Here is a 16,933-nt window from a genome sequence, read left to right on the forward strand (position 1 = left end):
TGAAGAGCCGGGCTTCAGCGGGCCAGGAGCGGCCCGGGAGTCCAGGCGATCTCTCCTGGGCCTACACCGGTGGGGGCGTCACCGGAGACGATGACGTCGGCACGCTGCCAGGGACGGTCCTTGGCGAAGAAGGGCCGCTCGCCGGCCATCCACCAGTGCCAGAAACGTACCGACTCCTCGGCGTCGCCGTTGACTCCCTCGGCGATGTCCCGCTTGATGCCGCGGCGCTCGGCCACGTCGTCGCCGGTCTGAACCCACACGTGCGCGTCAATGAGGCCGCTGACCGCGGCCAGGCCGGCCCCGGTGCCCTCAACGAGGACCAGGGGAGAGCCGGCTGGGATCCGGATGGAGCCCTCGCGTCCGTGCTCGCGCCACTTGTCCGGGACCAGGTCGAGGCTGCCGGCCCGACGCAGCTGAGTCAGGGTGTCGACGTACAGCTGGTCCCAGTCATAGAGCGGCTCGTTCCAGATGAGGTCGTCCAGGTGAAAGGCTTGCGCGCCGGGGACGGCTGCGGCCAGCACCGTGGTGAGCGTGGTCTTACCCGATCCGCCCCTCCCGTCGACGGCGATGATCGCCGGCCGTCCCTGGGGCGTGCCGACAAGGCTCAGCAGGTGCGTCACAAGGTCATCGGTGGCACTGACCTGCCACTGGGTGACGGCGGGTTCCTCGGGCTGAAGCTCGATGGACTGGTCGGCATCGACCCGTCGGTGGCTGTCGCTGTCGGCGGGCTTGATCTGGTCACAGCACATGGTGGGTCCTTTCAGGCAACGGCTCATGAGGGTCAGGTCGAGGATCTGACCATGCTTCTCGCCGGCCTGCGGGACAGTGCCGACAGTGGTGAAACCATAGCGCTCGTGCAGGCGCACCGAGGTCGCGTTACCCGCCTCAATGAGAGCGATCATCGTGCGGTCCCCGGCCCGCCGTGAGGCCTCGATGAGGGCGGCGAGGAGCCTGGCACCAAGACCTTTGCCCTGCGCCGCAGGGCAAAGGTAGATCGAGTCCTCAACAGTGCGGGCGTAGCCCTCGTAGGAGTGCCAGGGACCGGCCACCGCGAAGCCGACGACGTCCTGCGGCTCACCGCTGACGTGAGCGACGAGAGCCGTTCCGCGCTGCACCATGGGCGCCAGCCAGGCCTCGGCCCCGGCGTGGTCCTGCTCAATGCTGGTCCAGATGGCCAGCGACTCCCGCACGGCGGCGTTACGGATCCGGCGGATCGCGGGAGAGTCAGCCATCGTCGCCGGACGGATTCGGTAGGTACGTGCCAGCTCAGCGTGTCCATAGCCCTGCTCCTCACTCAGGGGCATCATCGTTGTCCTCTTTGACGTACTGGGCGAGGTACTGGCCCGTCAGCGTGCTTCGCTCCGCCACCATCTGCGCCGGCGTTCCGGTGAACACAACGCGGCCGCCATCGTGGCCGGCTCCAGGGCCGAGATCTATGATCCAGTCGGCGTGAACCATCACGGCCTGGTGATGTTCAATGACGACGACAGTGCGGCCGCCGTCCACGAGGCGATCCAGGAGCGTCAGCATGGCCTCGATGTCGGCCGGGTGCAGTCCGACGGTCGGCTCATCGAGCACGATGACGGAGCCTTCCTGGCTCAGGTGGACAGCGAGCTTGAGCCGCTGACGCTCACCACCGGACAAGGTGGTCAGGGCCTGGCCGAGGCGGAGGTAACCGAGCCCCACCTCCTTCAGCCGTGACAGGATCCTGGTCGCCGCGGGAAGACGAGCCTCACCCTGAGAGAAGAAGGTCAGCGCCGCCTCAGCACTCATGTCCAGGACATCGGCGATGCTGTGTCCGGCGAAGCGATAGGCGAGCACCTCGTCCTTGAAACGGCGCCCTTCACAGGCATGGCAACGGGACTCCACGGTCTCCATGAAGCCCAGTTGCGTCTCAATGATTCCCGTTCCGCCGCACACCGGACAGGCTCCGTCTGAGTTCGCCGAGAAATGCGCAGGTTTCGCACCCTTGTCCTTATTGGCTGTGGCAAAGGCCTTGCGAACAGGGTCGAGCAGTCCGGTGTAGGTGGCGGCATTCGAGCGCCTGGAGCCTTTGATCGGTGCCTGGTCGACCGTCACCACGCCATCGATGGGGGAGAGGTGACCGTGGATGAGGCTCGACTTGCCGGATCCGGCCACCCCAGTGATGACGCTGAGAACTCCCAGGGGAATATCGACGTCGACGTCGCGAAGATTGTTCGTGGCAGCACCACGAATCTCGATTCTTCCCGTAGGGGAGCGGTGGCTGCTCTTGATTCGCATCCGGTCCGCCAGGTGGCGTCCGGTAAGAGTGTCGGAGCCGCGCAGCTGCTCGACCGTTCCCTCGAAACAGATCCGGCCTCCTCGGGTTCCCGCCCCCGGCCCCAGGTCCACCACGTGGTCGGCGATCGAGATCGTCTCGGGTTTGTGCTCGATGACGAGCACGGTGTTTCCTTTGTCCCGTAGCGACAGCAGCAGCTCATTCATCTGGTGGAGGTCATGCGGGTGCAAGCCGATACTGGGCTCATCGAAGACGTAGGTGACATCGGTGAGAGCCGAACCCAGGTGGCGCACGAGCTTGGTGCGCTGGGCCTCACCGCCCGAGAGCGTCGAGGCCGGACGGTCCAGTGACAAATAGCCCAGACCGATGAGCACGAAGGCGTCCAGCATGTCCTTCAGATTCTCCAGCAGGGGAGCGGCACCGGTCAGAATCCCTTGAAGACGAGTGACCCACTGCGCCAGATCCGAGATCTGCATGGCGCAGGCATCAGCAATGGATTTACCGTCGATCAAACAGGTGCGGGCAGGTTCGGACAAACGGGTTCCATGACACTGTGGGCAGGCCCCGAAGACAACGGCCCGTTCCACGAAGGCGCGAATATGAGGCTGCAGCGCCCGTGGTTCCTTGGACAGGATCGACCGCCGAATTCTGAGAACGAGCCCTTCGTAGGTCACTTTGATACCGCCGACCTTGATCTTCGTGGGCTCCTTGTAGAGCAGATCGTCTCGCTGCTGGGGCGTGAAGGCGGCTACCGGAACATCTGCCGGAAAGAGACCGGATTCGGTGAAGCTACGCACCTGCCAGCCACCGGCTGCGTATCCCGGGACGGTGATGGCACCGTCATTCAGGGAGAGCGTCTCATCGAGCACCTGGTTCAGATCGATGTCTGAAACCTGACCCATGCCTTCACAAGCCGGGCACATCCCGCCCTGAACGGTGAATGTCTTGCGCTCGACGATCTTGCGGCTGCCGCGCTGCGTGGTGAGCGCACCACCACCGGTGACGGACGGGACGTTGAAGGCGAAGGCCTGAGGTGAGCCGATGTGTGGCACGCCGTGCGTCGAGTACAGGACCCTCAGGAGGGCTCCGACGTCGCTGACAGTACCGAGCGTTGAGCGCGGATTGGATCCCATGCGTTCCTGGTCCACGACGATCGCCGGCGTCAGTCCTTCCAGACGGTCGACGTCGGGACGTGCGCCGGCATCCATGAAGCCCTGGACGAAGGCCGGGTAGGTCTCATTGACCAGACGGCGCGACTCAGCGGCGATCGTGGCGAAGACGAGCGAGCTCTTGCCCGAGCCCGATATGCCGGTGAAGACCGTCAGCCTGCGCTTGGGGATGACGACGTCGACACTGCGCAAGTTGTTCTCACGAGCCCCGACGACACGGATGACGTCATGCGCATCGGCGGGGTTGTTTCCAGCAGCCCTTCCAGTCACACACACAATTGTGCCGGACTGCCGGACGTCGCCGCCGACCGGATGTCCCGGACCCGATGCCGCGCACAGCGCTCCTGAGAACAAGCCCCACTCGCCGAACGCCGATAATGCACATTATGTCATTCTCGCTGTCGCGACGCTCTCCCGCGACACGCGGCAGGATCTGGACGTCCTGCCTGGTCGCCGCTCCTCAGACGAGCGCCATCTCTGAACCCTCGACCTCGCGAACCTCTCGCGGCGTGTAGCCTTCACGGAGTGCGCCAGCCGGCCCGCTGCCGACTATCCCTCAGGGAGCCCCATGTTCCTCGCGCTGCGCGAGATCCGCCACGAACCCGTACGCTTCACGCTCATCATCTCCGTCATCACCCTGGTGGCTTACCTCACATTTTTCTTGGCCTCCTTGGCTGTGGGCCTCGCCCACCGTTACCGCGCCGGCATCGACGGCTGGAACACCGCCAGCGTCGCCGTCACGGACGCCTCCAACGAGAACCTCTCCGCCTCACGCTTGAGCGACAAGCAGCTGAAAGCGGCCACGGACCTGGCCAAGGACAACGGGACCACAGCCTCCGCCCTGATGAGCACGGCCGCTGTCGCCCAGGCACCAGACGTCAAGGACGAGGACGGCGAGGCCCTGCGTGAGGACGTCTTCGCCTTCGGAATCGATCTGGACGGGCAGCTCAGTCCGCCTGTGGCCGACGGGCGGACGATCTCCGCCCCCGATAGCGAGGTCCTCCTCGACGACTCGCTGAAGTCCAAGGGACTCGCGGTTGGTGACACGATTCGACTGCTGGGCTCCGACCACGACTGGACCGTTGTCGGATTCACCCATGACACCACCTTCCAGGCGGCTCCCGTGGTGACCATGGACAGCCAGGCCTTGCGCCAGCACGGCCCCACCAGCCTGTCCCCAGCCGTCTCCGCCGTCGTCTTCACCTCCGACCTGACCACCGACAGCAAGGCCACACAGTCCGCCAAGGACGCGGGACTGACAATCCTCACCACCGAGGAGCTCGTCCGCACGCTCCCCGGCTACTCGGCCCAGGTCCTCACCTTCAGCCTCATGATCGGCTCACTCATCATCATCGCCTCCACAGTGCTGGGCATCTTCATCTACGTGCTGACGCTGCAGAAGAGACCGGTCCTGGGCATCCTCAAAGCCCGCGGCGTCCCCACGAGCTACCTCATACGCTCCGGATGCGCCCAGACCCTCGTGCTGTCGGTCGTCGGCATCGGCATCGGCCTGCTTCTGACGATTGCGACGTCCCTGGTCCTCCCCCGCGCCGTACCCTTCAGAATCTCCGCCGTCCTGGACCTTCTCATCGTCACGGCATTCATCGTCATCTCCGTCATCGGAGGCTTCATCTCCGTACGGGTCATCTCCCGCATCGACCCCGTGGAGGCCATCTCATGACCGCATCAGCAGCAGCGAGCGAAGCGACAACCCCCGTCATGTCCCTGGAGTCGGTGACCCGCGACTACCGTCAGGGAGATGAAACCGTTCACGCCCTGCGCAGCACGGACCTTGAGCTACGTGCTGGCGAGCTGGTGGGAATCCTGGGACCCTCCGGCTCCGGGAAGTCCACGCTCCTGACCATCATGGGCGGCCTGCGCACTCCCTCCAGCGGCACCGTGACGATCTCCGGTCAGCCCTTCTCCAGCCTGCCGGAGAAGCAGCGGGCCAAACTCCGCCTTCGGCGCATCGGCTTCGTCCTCCAGGCCTCGGGGCTGGTTCCCTTCCTCAGGCTCAACGACCAGTTCAGCCTGCACGACCGAGCGGCACGAACGCAGGGCGACAACGACCGACGGGACCATCTGCTGGACTCACTAGGTATCACGAAGCGCGCCCACGCCTACCCCTCTGAGCTCTCCGGGGGTGAGCGTCAGCGCGCCGCCATCGCGGTGGCGCTCTACCACGACCCGGACATCATCCTGGCCGATGAGCCCACCGCCTCCCTGGACACCCGACGGGCGCAGGACGTCGCTCATCTGCTCGCCGACCAGACCCACGAGCTGGGCAAGGCCACGGTGATGGTCACTCATGACGAGCGGCTGCTTCCCGTATGCGACCGGGTCCTGGCGATGCACGACGGCGTCCTGACCGAACAGGACGCACCCAAGGACAGCGAGGGCCAGAGCGGTTCACGCGATGACCGCTGAGCAGCGCTGGCTCCTCCCCGCATGGAGAACTACAGTCAGAAGCCGTGTCCACGATCCCACACTCCGACCACTTCCCCACTGCTGTCTTCCTCGGTGACTCCATCACCACCGGTTGGCGAGCCCTGAGCCATCCTCGCAATCGCTGGACCTCGCTCGTGTGTGAGCATCAGCGGTGGCGGGAAGTGAACCTGGCGGCGGACGGGCTGGGCTTCTTCGCACGACGCGGGGGCCACCTGCCCGGCGGGCAGCGCTCGCCGTCGTGCCGCGACACCACCTGGCTGGAAGCGGTTCTGCGTTGCGAGCCCGACATCGTCACGATCAGCCTGGGCCTGAACGACGCCGCCTTCCTCCCCTCTCAGCGTGAGCTGGTCGAGCAGGCGATCGACCATGACCTCACCTTCATCTCCACACGCCTGCGGGGCGCGCCGGTCATCATCGCCCCCTACTTCCCCTCCCTGGAGGTCGGTCCGCGTTTCCAGGCCATCCGCCGCCTCGTGCACGAGAAGGCCACGTCCCTGGGTCTGACCTCGACCGATGCCTTGAGCACGGCCATCAACGGTGACGAGGACCGCCTGGCCATCGACCAGATCCACCCCGACGACGCCGGACACGCCCGGATGGCTCGCGCCATGATCTCCTTCTACGCCGAGATCCTGCCCGGCTCGTAACACTTCCACCCACGTTTACGCAGGTCAGTTGGGTAATGACCCCCTCGAGGCATATGCTTGGCAGCAGATCGCACTCACCGTGACCGACTGAAGGAGCTCGAGGACCCACTCGTGGAGTCACACCGCGAACCCACACTGGCCGATGTCGCACAGGCTGCAGGCGTCTCGCTGACGACAGTCTCCCGCGTACTCAACAACCGCGGCTACCTATCCCAAGAGACGCGGGAGCGGGTGGCTGAGGCGATCGCTCAGCTCAACTACCGCCCCAATCAGATCGCCCGAGCACTGCACGGCAAGTCGACGCATTCAATCGGGCTGATCGTCCCCACCGTTGCCCTGCCTTTCTTCGGCGAGCTGACCGAGCATGTCGAGGACTTCCTCGCAGAGCGCGGCTACCGGACCTTCGTCTGCAACTCGATGGGCAAGGCGGATCGGGAGCGCGAGTACCTCGACCTGCTCGTCTCCCACCGGGTCGATGGCATCATCTCCAGCGCCCACAATGACGGTCTTGCCGACTACAGCTCGATTCACCTGCCCTTGGTCAGCGTGGATCGGGACCTCTCCCCCATCGTCCCCAATGTCCGCTGCGACAACGAGGCCGGCGGTCGGCTCGCCGCCGAGCACCTGCTCAAACGGGGGGCGCGTCGTCCGGCCCTGCTGACGTCTCGCACTGGAATCCACAACCTGAGGGAGAAGGGGTACCGCCAGGTGCTCCAGCAGGCGGGCATCGAGCCGGTGGTCTTGACTGTCGACTTCAACACACCCAACAGTGAGCGCCCCCGTCTCATCCGCGAACGGCTCGACCTCGTGGTCGACGACGTTGACGCGGTCTTCGCGACCGACGATCTGGCTGCCGCGCAAGTGATGGAGTGGGCTGCTGAGCGCGACCTGCGGATTCCGGACGACTTCAAGGTGATCGGCTTCGACGGAACGGTCGCCATGCGACATGCCCTGCCGGCGCTGACCACGATCCAGCAGCCCATCACCGAACTGGCACGGGCGGCAGTCGACCTGCTCCTGAAGCGGATCGACTCGGCCACCGCTGTCTCCGCGCAGAGCACACAGTCGGGTGGTCCCGGGGTGGAGGACCTGCAGGCCCCCTCCCCCATGCCGGTGAAGCTGCTGCCCGGCCGTACCGCCTAGCGATCCGTTGACGATGCTCGTGGGCCCCGACCTGGATGGTCGGGGCCCACGAGCATCCGAATCACGGACGATCCTTGACTGGATCAGGCTTTCGCTCGCGCGGCGTCGGCCTGAACATCCGTCTTGTCGGCACCGGAGTCATCGGCCTTGCGCAGGACGTCGAAGAGCGCATCGCCTCGGTGAATCGTTCCAGCACCGTGCTCCTCGATCCCCTCGTAGCCCTGGGCGTTGGAAACGACGATCGGGGTGACGGTCTGGTAGCCGGCGGCTCCTACGGCGGCCCAGTCGACGTCCACCAGCGGCATGCCGCGTAGAACCTTGTCGCCGGCCTTGACCTTGGGGGTGAAGTGCTTGCCCTCGAGCTGGACGGTGTCCATGCCGACGTGAATGAGCAGCTCGACTCCGCTGGCGGACCGTAGGCCGTAGGCGTGACCGGTCGGGAAGGCCACGAGGACCTCGCCGTCGACTGGGGAGACGACCGGTCCCTCGGCGGGTGCAATAGCCATGCCCGGACCGAGCATGCCCGAGGCGAAGGTCTGGTCCTCCACCTCGGACAGCGGGATCGCACGTCCCTGGATCGGAGCGGTGACGGTGAAGTCCTCGGTGGCCTTAGCGGGCAGCTCGACAGTCTCGGCGTGCTCGGCCATGGCCTCGGCCTCCAGGGCGGCCTCATCGGCGTCGACGTCATCGCCGGCCAGGGAGGCCTTACCGCGGGTAGAGGCGTAGGCGTAGGCGGCGGCGAAGGCAATGATGATGGTGAACACCTCCACGGCGAGGTACTTGGGGATGTCCGTGGTCCGCATCGACACGAAGCCCACCATTCCCGCAGCCCCCAGGGAGTGCGTGCGCAGGTCGAGCAGGGACACCAGGATGCCTCCGATACCGGCTGCACCCATTCCGATGAAGAAGGGCCAGCGCAGTCGGAGATTGACACCGAAGATGGCGGGCTCGGTGATACCGAAGAGCGCGGAAACACCACCGGCTCCTGCGAGCCCCTTCATCTTGGCGTCGCGGGTCTTGAGGAACACGGCCAGAGCCACGGCACCCTGAGCGACATTGGCCATGGAGGCGATCGGGAAGATGAAGGACCCACCGGTACTGGCCTTGTCAGCGATGAGCGGCAGCTCCACCGCCGGGAAGGACTGGTGAAGACCGGTGACCACGATCGGTGAATAGACGATGCCGAAGAGGAAACCACCCACGGGACCTGCCGTGTTGTACAGCCAGTCCAGTCCGTCCGTGATCCAGATCGACAGCTCGCGGGTGAGCGGTCCGACGACGATGAAGGTGAGGAACCCGGTCACCAGCATGGTGAACAGCGGCGTCAGCAGGAAGTCAGCGGTCCCGGACAACCGCTTGTGAAGCCACTTCTCCACCACGGACAGGATCCACGCCACGCACAGCACCGGGATGACCATGGCCTGGTAGCCGATCTTGGCCACCTCCAGCCCGAACAGGGACCAGGTCGACGACTCCCCGGTGTACTCCCAGAACTTCGCCGCCGCCTCCGGGTCGGACATGCTGTAGGCGGACAACAACGATGTTGAGACCATGGCCGCGCCCATAGCAGCGCCGAGATAGACGTTGCCGCCGAAGCGCTTGGTCGCCGAGTAGCCCACGAGCACCGGCAGGAAGGCGAAGGCCGACGCCGAGATCATGTTGATGAGGGCCGCGTAGTCCTTAAGCCAGCCCCAGCGCTCCGTCAGCGCCTGGTCACCGAAGAGCCCCTCAGCGGTCAGGACGTTGTTGAGGGCCATCATGAGACCGCCGGCAATGAGGGCGGGAAGAATCGGAACGAAGATGTCCGCGATGGTCTTGATGAAGCGGGATAGCGGGTTGCCGCCCTTGGCGGCCTGCTCCTTTGCCTCGTCCTTGGAGACCTCCTTGACCCCTCCGGTTCGGATCATCTCGGAAAAGACGAGGTCGACGTCTCCCGGTCCGACGATGATCTGGAACATGCCACCCGCGATGAAAGTGCCCTTGAGGTCGGGATCCTTGTCGAGAGCCTTCTGGTCGACCTTGTCCATGTCATTGAGGACAAGACGCAGACGCGTTGCGCAGTGCGCTGCAGCGTTGATGTTGTCGGCGCCACCGACGTATGTCAGGACGTCCTTCGCCACGCGGGCGTGATCCATTGCCACCCGGAGGTTTCCTTTCTCGTGATGGGGCCGCAGCACCTGGGAGGGCGGGGAAACCCAGCGGTCGGGATCATCGCTGACTCCCTGCAGCCACACCTATGTCAATCGATCGTCACACTACAGTGAGTTAGAGCACCCTGCAACCGGAGAGAAGGGTCCTGATCTACTCCCCGCCTTCGCCCTGCTCAGGCCCCCTTTGCTCCCCCGATGGCGCGGGGCGGGACGGCGTCAGGACGGCGCGAAAGTCCTCGTGCTGCCGGCCGTCAACGAGAGGTCCTCCGCGACCATCAGCCGTACTCCCGTGCTGCTGACGTCGACGAAGCTGCGCAGCGTGAGGACCACCTCCCCGTCACCGACGACGACCTCGGTCAGCGATCGGTCGTGAATGACCTCCAGCACTGGCGCACACCTTTCAGGAATCGTCACGCTGCGCACCGATCCGTGCTGGGTGTAGCGGGAGGTGGAGCGGTCCACCCGCAGCACCTGCCCATCCAGGGTGATGTCCACATGCGAGTCATCCGATCCGATCCGCAGTCCCCACGGCCCTGTGGTCTGCTCGGCGTCTGCCTCCATGCGCAGCTGCCAGCTGCGGTGCCCGCTGAGGTCATCGACCTCGTGGAGGCCCGCCTTCAGGCACTCACCCACGAGGGCCGGTTCCCCGGCGTCATACGGCAGTGAGGCGGCAGGACGCTGTATGAGCCGGCCCGCCTTGAGACTCAGCATCCGGGGCATGGTCAGGGCGTGGACCCACTGCCCGGTCTCGATGGAGGGCTGGTCGTCCTGTGCGGCGTTGCCCGCCCACCCGGTCAGCAGCACCGGCCCCGGCTCGGAGGGGCGCCGGGCGAAGACCTGAGGGGCGTAGAACTCGAAGCCCCGGTCAACCTCGTGGAAGACCCCGTCGGTGTCTCGCAGCTCAGTACCCATGAGGTGCCCCACCGTGTAGACGCAGGGGAAGATGTTCTCAAAGCCCTCCCGCTCGGGGGTGATGCCCTGTGGGCACCAGATGAGGACGTCCCAGTCCTCGCCAGTGTCCTCATCCTTCAGCCGCACTAGACCGGGGCACTCCCACATGTACCCGAAGGCATCGAAGGCGCCTCCCGCCCCGGGGAAGCTCAGTTCCCCCTCCAGCTCCCAGGAGACCAGGTCCCGGGAGCGGTACAGGACTGCGGCGCCGGTCTCATCGGCGCGCTGGACCCCGATGAGCATTCGGTACTCCCCCGGCCGGTCAGGATCCCGGAAGACCTGCGGGTCACGGTAGTGGGTCGTGTAGCCCTCGGCGTGGGTGGGGATGAGCGGATTACCCAGCCACTTGGCGAAGTCAGTCAGGTCGTCGCTGGTCACCAGGCACTGGCTGGCGGTGCGCTCATCGGTAACCGGGTCCTTGAGGTTCCCGGTGTAGAACAGCTGGAACGGAGCCCGAGCAGGGGCGGCATCGACCTCATGCCCCTCCAGCACGATCGCGTTACCGGAGTAGGCACCGCTGCGGTCGTAGGAGGAGTCCGGGATGATGGCGGGCGCGTGGTGGCGCCAGTGCAGCAGGTCCGTCGAGGAGGAGTGCCCCCAGTAAACCAGCTTGCGGTGAGGATGGAAGGGACTGAGCTGGTAGAAGGCGTGGTAAGTATCGCCGTCGATGAGCAGTCCGTTGGGATCGTTGAGTCGGCCCACCGGCGGGACGACGTGGAAGCAGGGATAGTCCGGGTCATCGGCCGCTGCGGATGCGGCGATTGCATCCTGGGCCAGGCGTTTGAGGTCCTCAGTCACGCAGGGATGTTAGCAGGACCACTGTCGTGCGCCGAGGCGGTTCTCAGTGGAAGTACGGGACGATGAGCCACAGACCGAATAACGCGATCACGCCGGCAATAGCGATGAAGACACCCGCCAGGACCTGAGCCAGACGCACTCCTTCAACCTCGCCGGCCTCGTGCTTGGCATGCACGGTGGCCAGCATGCGGGCCGCCAGCGAGCAGATGGTGAGGATGAAGGCGGTGCCCAGCACCGTCACGGATGCCACCAGCCCCAGTGAGCCCCAGTCGATCGCCATGCCGGTCATGCCATGGATCCTGTCGTCATCCGATGCGTACTGTCCTGGTCCGTCACACCATTGACGATCTCGGAACGCACCTCGTCCAGCGTCCGCGGTTCACGTCCCAGTGCCGGATCCTGCTTGACGACGACGACCTCGGAGGCGTCATTGACGTTGGAGAAATCCACCCGGTTGTGGCTCGCCTGCCGAATGATGGCCAGGGCTCCCAGGATGAGCAGGCAGATGACGACGATCGTGCCCGGCACGCCGCCCTTGACCGCGACATAGGACGTGGCGGCCCCCACCAGGCCTGAGCACGGAAGAGTCACCAGCCAGGCGATCCCCATCTTGCCGGCGGTCCTCCAGGATACCTTGGTGCCCCGGCCGATCCCGGAGCCCAGGATCGACCCGGTGCAGATGTGGGTGGTGGACAGGGCGAATCCCAGATGGGAGGAGGCTAGGATCGCCACCGTCGAGGCGGTCTCGGAGGCGAAGCCCTGCGGGGCCTCGACATGCACCAGCCCACGCCCCATGGTGCGCATGATGCGCCACCCGCCTGAGTAGGTGCCCAGGCCGATGGCGAGGCCCGCTGCGGCGATGACCCACCAGTGGGGGCCGGTACCGGCCTCCTGGTAGCCGCCGGCCACCAGCACCAGCGTGATGACCCCCATGGTCTTCTGACCATCAGACGTGCCATGGGACAGTGCCACCAGCGATGCGGTGACCCGCTGGCTGTTGCGGAAGAGTCTCTCGGAGTACGGGTTGGTCGGGTGCGCGATGCGATAGGCCAGGGCCGTGGCCAGGGCTGCCGCCACTCCGGCCACCACCGGCGCGATGACGGCGGGCAGGATGATCTTGGAGATCACCGTCCCCCAGTGGACTCCCTGGACCCCGGCTGCCACCACGACCGCTCCGATGAGTCCTCCGAACAGCGCGTGGGACGAGGATGACGGCAGCCCGAACAACCAGGTCGCCAGGTTCCACAGGATGGCGCCGGCCAGACCAGCGAAGATCATGGCCGGCGCCGCCTCGATCACCGTGTCGTCGAACATCCCGTGCGAGATCGTCTTGGAGACCTCGGTCGACAGGCAGGCGCCGATGACGTTGAGCACGGCGGCGACCAGAACCGCTCTTCTGGGTGTGAAGGCGCCTGTCGCCACCGACGTCGCCATCGCATTGGACGAGTCGTGGAAACCGTTCGTGAAGTCGAAGACGAGGGCCGTCACGACGACAACGATCACGAGGAAGAGAATGGTGCTCATACCGTTCCCGATGGGAGATCTGGCTGACCCTCTCGGCCGCCCTGGCAGACGGCTGCGGAGGTCCGGGTCGCGTGAGCGCAACCCACCAGTATTGTTACCCGCCGCCCCCCCTGCTGCCTAACCAATCGCATACGAGCCTCGCACTGGTTCCCCAGGTCTCATAAGCGCGTCATGGCCACTCCCCAGCAACACGGTCTTTCGTCCCACCTCAGGGGCAAAACCGCTGAGCCAATTGTCACGTGCCACAAGTACCTCGCAACATGGCGGCTTACCCCGGAAGGAAGGGCCCGTCACGATAGGGTCACTGCATGGCAGCGGACACGACGAAGAGCCTGGACAGCATCGGCAGCGGCACCCTCCCCGACCAGGGGATCGACCACGAGTCAGCAACAGACATCGATCTGGGAATCGACCTGGGGACGACACGTACCGTCGTGGCGCGTGCTGACCGGGGGAACTATCCCGTTATCAGCTTCACCGACGAGCACGGCGACGAGCACGACTTCATCCCCTCGCTGACAGCGCTGCACGGGGGGACGCTCGTTCACGGTTTCGCCGCCAGGCAGGCAGCTCACCAGGGCGCTCCGTTGCTGCGCAGCCTCAAGCGGGTCCTGGCCTCCCCCACGTTGACCGCCTCGACGCCGGTACTGCTGGGAGACAGTACCTTCTCCGTTTTGGAGGTTCTCACCAGTTACCTCCGTCACCTGAAGTCCGAGCTCGCTGATCGGGGCATCGACATCACCCGCGCCCGCGTGGTGGTCGCCGTGCCCGCCCACGCCTACGGAGCGCAGCGTCTTCTGACTCTTGAGGCCTTCCAGCAGGCCGGCTTCCGTGTCGCCGCCATGCTCAACGAGCCCAGTGCAGCCGGATTCGAGTACACCCACCGCAAGGCGACCACCGTCTCCTCCAAGCGCACCCGGGTCCTGGTCTACGACCTGGGCGGTGGCACCTTCGACACCTCACTGGTCGACGTCGTCGGCACATCTCACGAGGTACTGGCCTCTCACGGGCTGGGAGACCTGGGCGGGGACGACGTCGACCTGCTCATGGCCACGATGGCCCTCAGCCGGGCGGGCATCACCGAGGAGGACCTCTCCCCCACTGAGCTCGACGACCTGCTGGACCAGTGCCGCGACGCCAAGGAGCACCTCACCCCTCAGAGCCGTCGGGTGCTCATCATCCTCAGAGGCCAGGACGTCGTCCTGCCGGTGTCCGACCTGTACACGGCGTGCACACCGCTCATTGAGCGGTCCTTGGCCACGATGGCCCCTCTGGTCGGCAGGATGGACGACGGGAGCCCGAACCTGACCGACATCGCCGGCGTCTACCTGGTCGGCGGCGCCTCCGGTCTTCCCCTGGTGCCCAGGCTCCTGCGGGAGCGCTTCGGTCGTCGGGTTCACCGCTCCCCCTACCCCGGGGCCTCCACCGCCATCGGCCTGGCAATCGCGGCGGACCGCACCAGCGACTACGACCTGACCGACCGGCTCTCCCGGGGTTTCGGTGTCTTCCGCGAGGCCGACGGCGGCCACCGTCTCACCTTCGACGCGATCCTGAGCCCCGAGTCCGTCCAAGCCTCGCCCGGGGGCCGGGAAGGCACGGTGCTGACCCGCGAGTACGATGCGGCACACAACATCGGCTGGTACCGCTTCGTGGAGTGCGCCGGTGTCGACGAGGGCGGTGAGCCCCGCGGCGAGATCGCCCCCTACCAGGACATCGTCTTCCCCTTCGAGGCCTCACTGCGGGACGTCGACGACGAGGAGCTGAGGAGCTACTCGGTGGAGCGGCGCGATCACGGTCCGCGGATTCAGGAGCACTACCGCGTCGATGAGGCCGGCCTGGTTCGTGTCACCATCACCGACCTCTCCGACGGATACAGCCGTCGTTACGTTCTGGGCAGGCGCACCCTGTAACTGCCGGCCGACCCCGCAGCGGGTCAGGCGCGCGCGGCGTCGGAGACCCGGGTGAGAGCCCGGGTCTCCTCGTCACTGATCTCGAGCGTCAGCGCCTCCACGATCGGCCGCAGCTGACTCAGGTTGCGTGCCGAGGCCAAGGGAGCGGTGACACCGGGACGGTCACGCAGCCAGGCCAGAGCCACGGCTGCCGGCTCCACCCCGTGATCCGCCGCCACCCTGGCGACGGCCTCAACAACGTCATAGCATTCGGGCCGCTGGTAGTCGGCTACCATCCCTGCCCTCTCACCACTGATCGGCTCATCCCGACGGTACTTCCCCGTGAGGAAACCGGCGGCCAGGGCGAAGTAGGGCATGAGCCCCATGCCGAGCTCGGCCGCCACCTGCCCCCTGGCGCCAGGGCCTTCGACGTCGTCTCGGTGGAGAAGGTTGTAGTGGGGCTGAAGGGCAACGGGCCGTGCATACCCGTGAGCGTCAGCGATGGCGAACCACTGACGGATGCGCTCAGGCGTGTAATTGGACAGCCCCACGTGCCGGATCCTGCCGGCGAGTCGGGCCTCTTCGAAGGCGCCAACGGTCTCCTCCAACGGAGTCGACTCATCGTCGAAGTGGGCGTAGTAGATATCAATGACGTCGGTACGCAGCCGCGACAGCGACTCCTCCAGCGCCCGGCGGACATTATCCGCGCTCAGACCCGGACGGTCGGGCTTCGTGGATACCTTCGTGGCCAGAACCACGCGCTCACGAACAGGACGCGAGGCGAGCCAGGCACCGATCACGGTCTCCGACTCCCCTCCTGAGTTCCCCGGAGCCCAGTAGGAGTATCCATCAGCAGTGTCGATGAGGTTCCCGCCACCGTCCAGGTAGGCGTCCAGCACCTCGAAGGAGGTCGTCTCATCGGCCGTCCAGCCGAAGACGTTGCCTCCCAGCCCAATGGGGCTGATCCTCAGGTCGGCCAGAGTACGGGTGAGCGCTCCAGTCATCTTGCCTCCTGGTGCGAGAGCGCCGCCGGAAGCTGCACCGCAGCGACACTCGCCTTGTCATGAATCGGATCGACTCGGCCAGAATACGTTGAAGGCTGGAACCGTCACCACGGTTCCAGCCTCAGCGAACAGGCGTTCTGATAGTGTTGTGCGCCTCGCAGTGCTCAGATGGCCTGCTGTCGCTTGGCGGCGCGACGCTTGGCCAGTTCGTCCTCAACCAGAGGAGTTCCGAGGGCCTGAGCGTGATCGACGGGGAGATCCGCCAGCGCTCCCTCGACCTCGTGCCACACCCGCCCCACGGCGATGCCGAAGACGCCCTGGCCGCCGGCGACCAGGTCGACGACCTCGTCGGCCGAGGTGCACTCGTAGACCGAGGCGCCGTCGCTCATGAGGGTGATGGAGGCCAGATCCTCGACACCGCGGGAGTGCAGGGCACTGACCGCCGTACGGATCTGCTGGAGCGAGACCCCGGTGTCCAAGAGGCGCTTGACGACCTTGAGAACAAGGATGTCGCGGAAGGAGTAGAGCCGCTGGGAGCCCGATCCCTTGGCGCTTCGAATCGATGGCTCAACCAGCCCGGTACGTGCCCAGTAGTCGAGCTGGCGATACGTGATGCCGGCGGCTCGGCAGGCCACCGGCCCGCGGTAGCCCGAGTCGGCATCGAGCTGGGGAAGCGGGTCACCGAACAGCATGCCCTGAGTACGCTGAGGCCTTGCTATCGCGCTGGCTTCATTCATGCTCACGACCTGCTCCTGTCGCCGGAAGAACACGCACCTGAAACTGGTGCGGCGGCCCGCCTCGTGCGGCCACGGCTCCACGATAGGGCCACTTGAGGCGATGCTCAACGAAGGGCGCGCCCCATCTCGGTGTGCCGTCAGGCATGAATCTCTAGGTGAGGTCGACAGTCGCGGTCCACACACCGACTATTCCCCATGATGCAGCCGATTCTT

General features: G+C 65.8%; 13 protein-coding genes. 5 read left to right on the plus strand and 8 right to left on the minus strand.

The window, feature by feature from the left end; genetic code table 11:
- Positions 1–14: 14 nt before the first annotated feature.
- Both AB7V09_RS02815 and AB7V09_RS02820 read right to left on the minus strand, forming a co-directional pair.
- Positions 15–1,307 (minus strand): GNAT family N-acetyltransferase, encoded by a 1,293-nt coding sequence (locus AB7V09_RS02815; protein ID WP_419142862.1) that lies wholly within the window; start codon positions 1,305–1,307, stop codon positions 15–17.
- Positions 1,291–3,699 carry an ATP-binding cassette domain-containing protein gene (locus tag AB7V09_RS02820; RefSeq protein ID WP_419142863.1) on the minus strand — a complete coding sequence of 803 codons (2,409 nt, stop codon included), beginning with the start codon at positions 3,697–3,699 and terminating at the stop codon, positions 1,291–1,293. The genes AB7V09_RS02815 and AB7V09_RS02820 overlap by 17 nt, the downstream gene beginning before the upstream one ends.
- Positions 3,700–3,997: 298 nt before the next feature.
- Between AB7V09_RS02820 and AB7V09_RS02825 the strand changes: the two genes are divergently transcribed.
- The 4 genes from AB7V09_RS02825 to AB7V09_RS02840 all read left to right on the plus strand — a co-directional run bounded on the left by AB7V09_RS02825 (position 3,998) and on the right by AB7V09_RS02840 (position 7,667).
- Positions 3,998–5,110 (plus strand): ABC transporter permease, encoded by a 1,113-nt coding sequence (locus AB7V09_RS02825; RefSeq protein ID WP_419142864.1) that lies wholly within the window; start codon positions 3,998–4,000, stop codon positions 5,108–5,110.
- The gene (locus AB7V09_RS02830; RefSeq protein ID WP_419142865.1) at positions 5,107–5,856 is read left to right on the plus strand and encodes an ABC transporter ATP-binding protein; all 750 of its coding nucleotides are present in this window, start codon (positions 5,107–5,109) and stop codon (positions 5,854–5,856) included. The genes AB7V09_RS02825 and AB7V09_RS02830 overlap by 4 nt, the downstream gene beginning before the upstream one ends.
- A 44-nt stretch (positions 5,857–5,900) precedes the next feature.
- On the plus strand, positions 5,901–6,524 hold the full coding sequence (locus tag AB7V09_RS02835) for an SGNH/GDSL hydrolase family protein (RefSeq protein WP_419142866.1): 624 nt from the start codon (positions 5,901–5,903) through the stop codon (positions 6,522–6,524).
- Positions 6,525–6,635: 111 nt separating this feature from the next.
- Positions 6,636–7,667 (plus strand): LacI family DNA-binding transcriptional regulator, encoded by a 1,032-nt coding sequence (locus AB7V09_RS02840; protein WP_419142867.1) that lies wholly within the window; start codon positions 6,636–6,638, stop codon positions 7,665–7,667.
- 83 nt (positions 7,668–7,750) lie between these two features.
- On the opposite strand, the gene AB7V09_RS02845 is transcribed toward AB7V09_RS02840, so the two are convergent.
- From AB7V09_RS02845 to AB7V09_RS02860, 4 genes are all read right to left on the minus strand, one after another.
- A complete protein-coding gene (locus tag AB7V09_RS02845) occupies positions 7,751–9,802 on the minus strand; it encodes a sucrose-specific PTS transporter subunit IIBC (protein WP_178388630.1) in 2,052 nt (683 codons plus the stop codon).
- A 231-nt stretch (positions 9,803–10,033) separates the two neighbouring features.
- On the minus strand, positions 10,034–11,566 hold the full coding sequence (locus tag AB7V09_RS02850) for a glycoside hydrolase family 32 protein (RefSeq protein ID WP_419142868.1): 1,533 nt from the start codon (positions 11,564–11,566) through the stop codon (positions 10,034–10,036).
- 43 nt (positions 11,567–11,609) lie between these two features.
- On the minus strand, positions 11,610–11,855 hold the full coding sequence (locus AB7V09_RS02855; protein ID WP_419142869.1) for a hypothetical protein: 246 nt from the start codon (positions 11,853–11,855) through the stop codon (positions 11,610–11,612).
- Positions 11,852–13,090, minus strand: a complete 1,239-nt coding sequence (locus tag AB7V09_RS02860; RefSeq protein ID WP_279013308.1) for an inorganic phosphate transporter — start codon at positions 13,088–13,090, stop codon at positions 11,852–11,854. The genes AB7V09_RS02855 and AB7V09_RS02860 overlap by 4 nt, the downstream gene beginning before the upstream one ends.
- Before the next feature lie 308 nt (positions 13,091–13,398).
- On the opposite strand from AB7V09_RS02860, the gene AB7V09_RS02865 reads away from it, so the two are divergent.
- Entirely contained in the window at positions 13,399–15,000 is a 1,602-nt protein-coding gene (locus AB7V09_RS02865) for an Hsp70 family protein (RefSeq protein WP_419142870.1), read from the plus strand.
- A 23-nt stretch (positions 15,001–15,023) separates the two neighbouring features.
- On the opposite strand, the gene AB7V09_RS02870 is transcribed toward AB7V09_RS02865, so the two are convergent.
- On the minus strand, positions 15,024–15,983 hold the full coding sequence (locus tag AB7V09_RS02870) for an aldo/keto reductase (RefSeq protein ID WP_419142871.1): 960 nt from the start codon (positions 15,981–15,983) through the stop codon (positions 15,024–15,026).
- A 164-nt stretch (positions 15,984–16,147) separates the two neighbouring features.
- Positions 16,148–16,720, minus strand: coding sequence for a MerR family transcriptional regulator (locus AB7V09_RS02875; RefSeq protein WP_370538944.1), 573 nt, complete (start codon positions 16,718–16,720; stop codon positions 16,148–16,150).
- Between the last annotated feature and the right edge of the window lie 213 nt (positions 16,721–16,933).

The sequence above is a fragment of the Actinomyces sp. SKVG-SVH-4(1) genome, from assembly GCF_048514265.1.
Classification (GTDB): Bacteria; Actinomycetota; Actinomycetes; order Actinomycetales; family Actinomycetaceae; genus Actinomyces; species Actinomyces oris.

Bases quoted from the DNA above. Each gene is read 5' to 3' on its own strand.
- AB7V09_RS02830 (WP_419142865.1), top strand. From the start codon at position 5,107: ATGACCGCATCAGCAGCAGCGAGCGAAGCGACAACCCCCGTCATGTCC.
- AB7V09_RS02865 (WP_419142870.1), top strand. From the start codon at position 13,399: ATGGCAGCGGACACGACGAAGAGCCTGGACAGCATCGGCAGCGGCACC.
- AB7V09_RS02875 (WP_370538944.1), bottom strand. From the start codon at position 16,720: ATGAATGAAGCCAGCGCGATAGCAAGGCCTCAGCGTACTCAGGGCATG.
- AB7V09_RS02870 (WP_419142871.1), bottom strand. From the start codon at position 15,983: ATGACTGGAGCGCTCACCCGTACTCTGGCCGACCTGAGGATCAGCCCC.
- AB7V09_RS02860 (WP_279013308.1), bottom strand. From the start codon at position 13,090: ATGAGCACCATTCTCTTCCTCGTGATCGTTGTCGTCGTGACGGCCCTC.
- AB7V09_RS02855 (WP_419142869.1), bottom strand. From the start codon at position 11,855: ATGACCGGCATGGCGATCGACTGGGGCTCACTGGGGCTGGTGGCATCC.
- AB7V09_RS02815 (WP_419142862.1), bottom strand. From the start codon at position 1,307: ATGATGCCCCTGAGTGAGGAGCAGGGCTATGGACACGCTGAGCTGGCA.
- AB7V09_RS02845 (WP_178388630.1), bottom strand. From the start codon at position 9,802: ATGGATCACGCCCGCGTGGCGAAGGACGTCCTGACATACGTCGGTGGC.
- AB7V09_RS02825 (WP_419142864.1), top strand. From the start codon at position 3,998: ATGTTCCTCGCGCTGCGCGAGATCCGCCACGAACCCGTACGCTTCACG.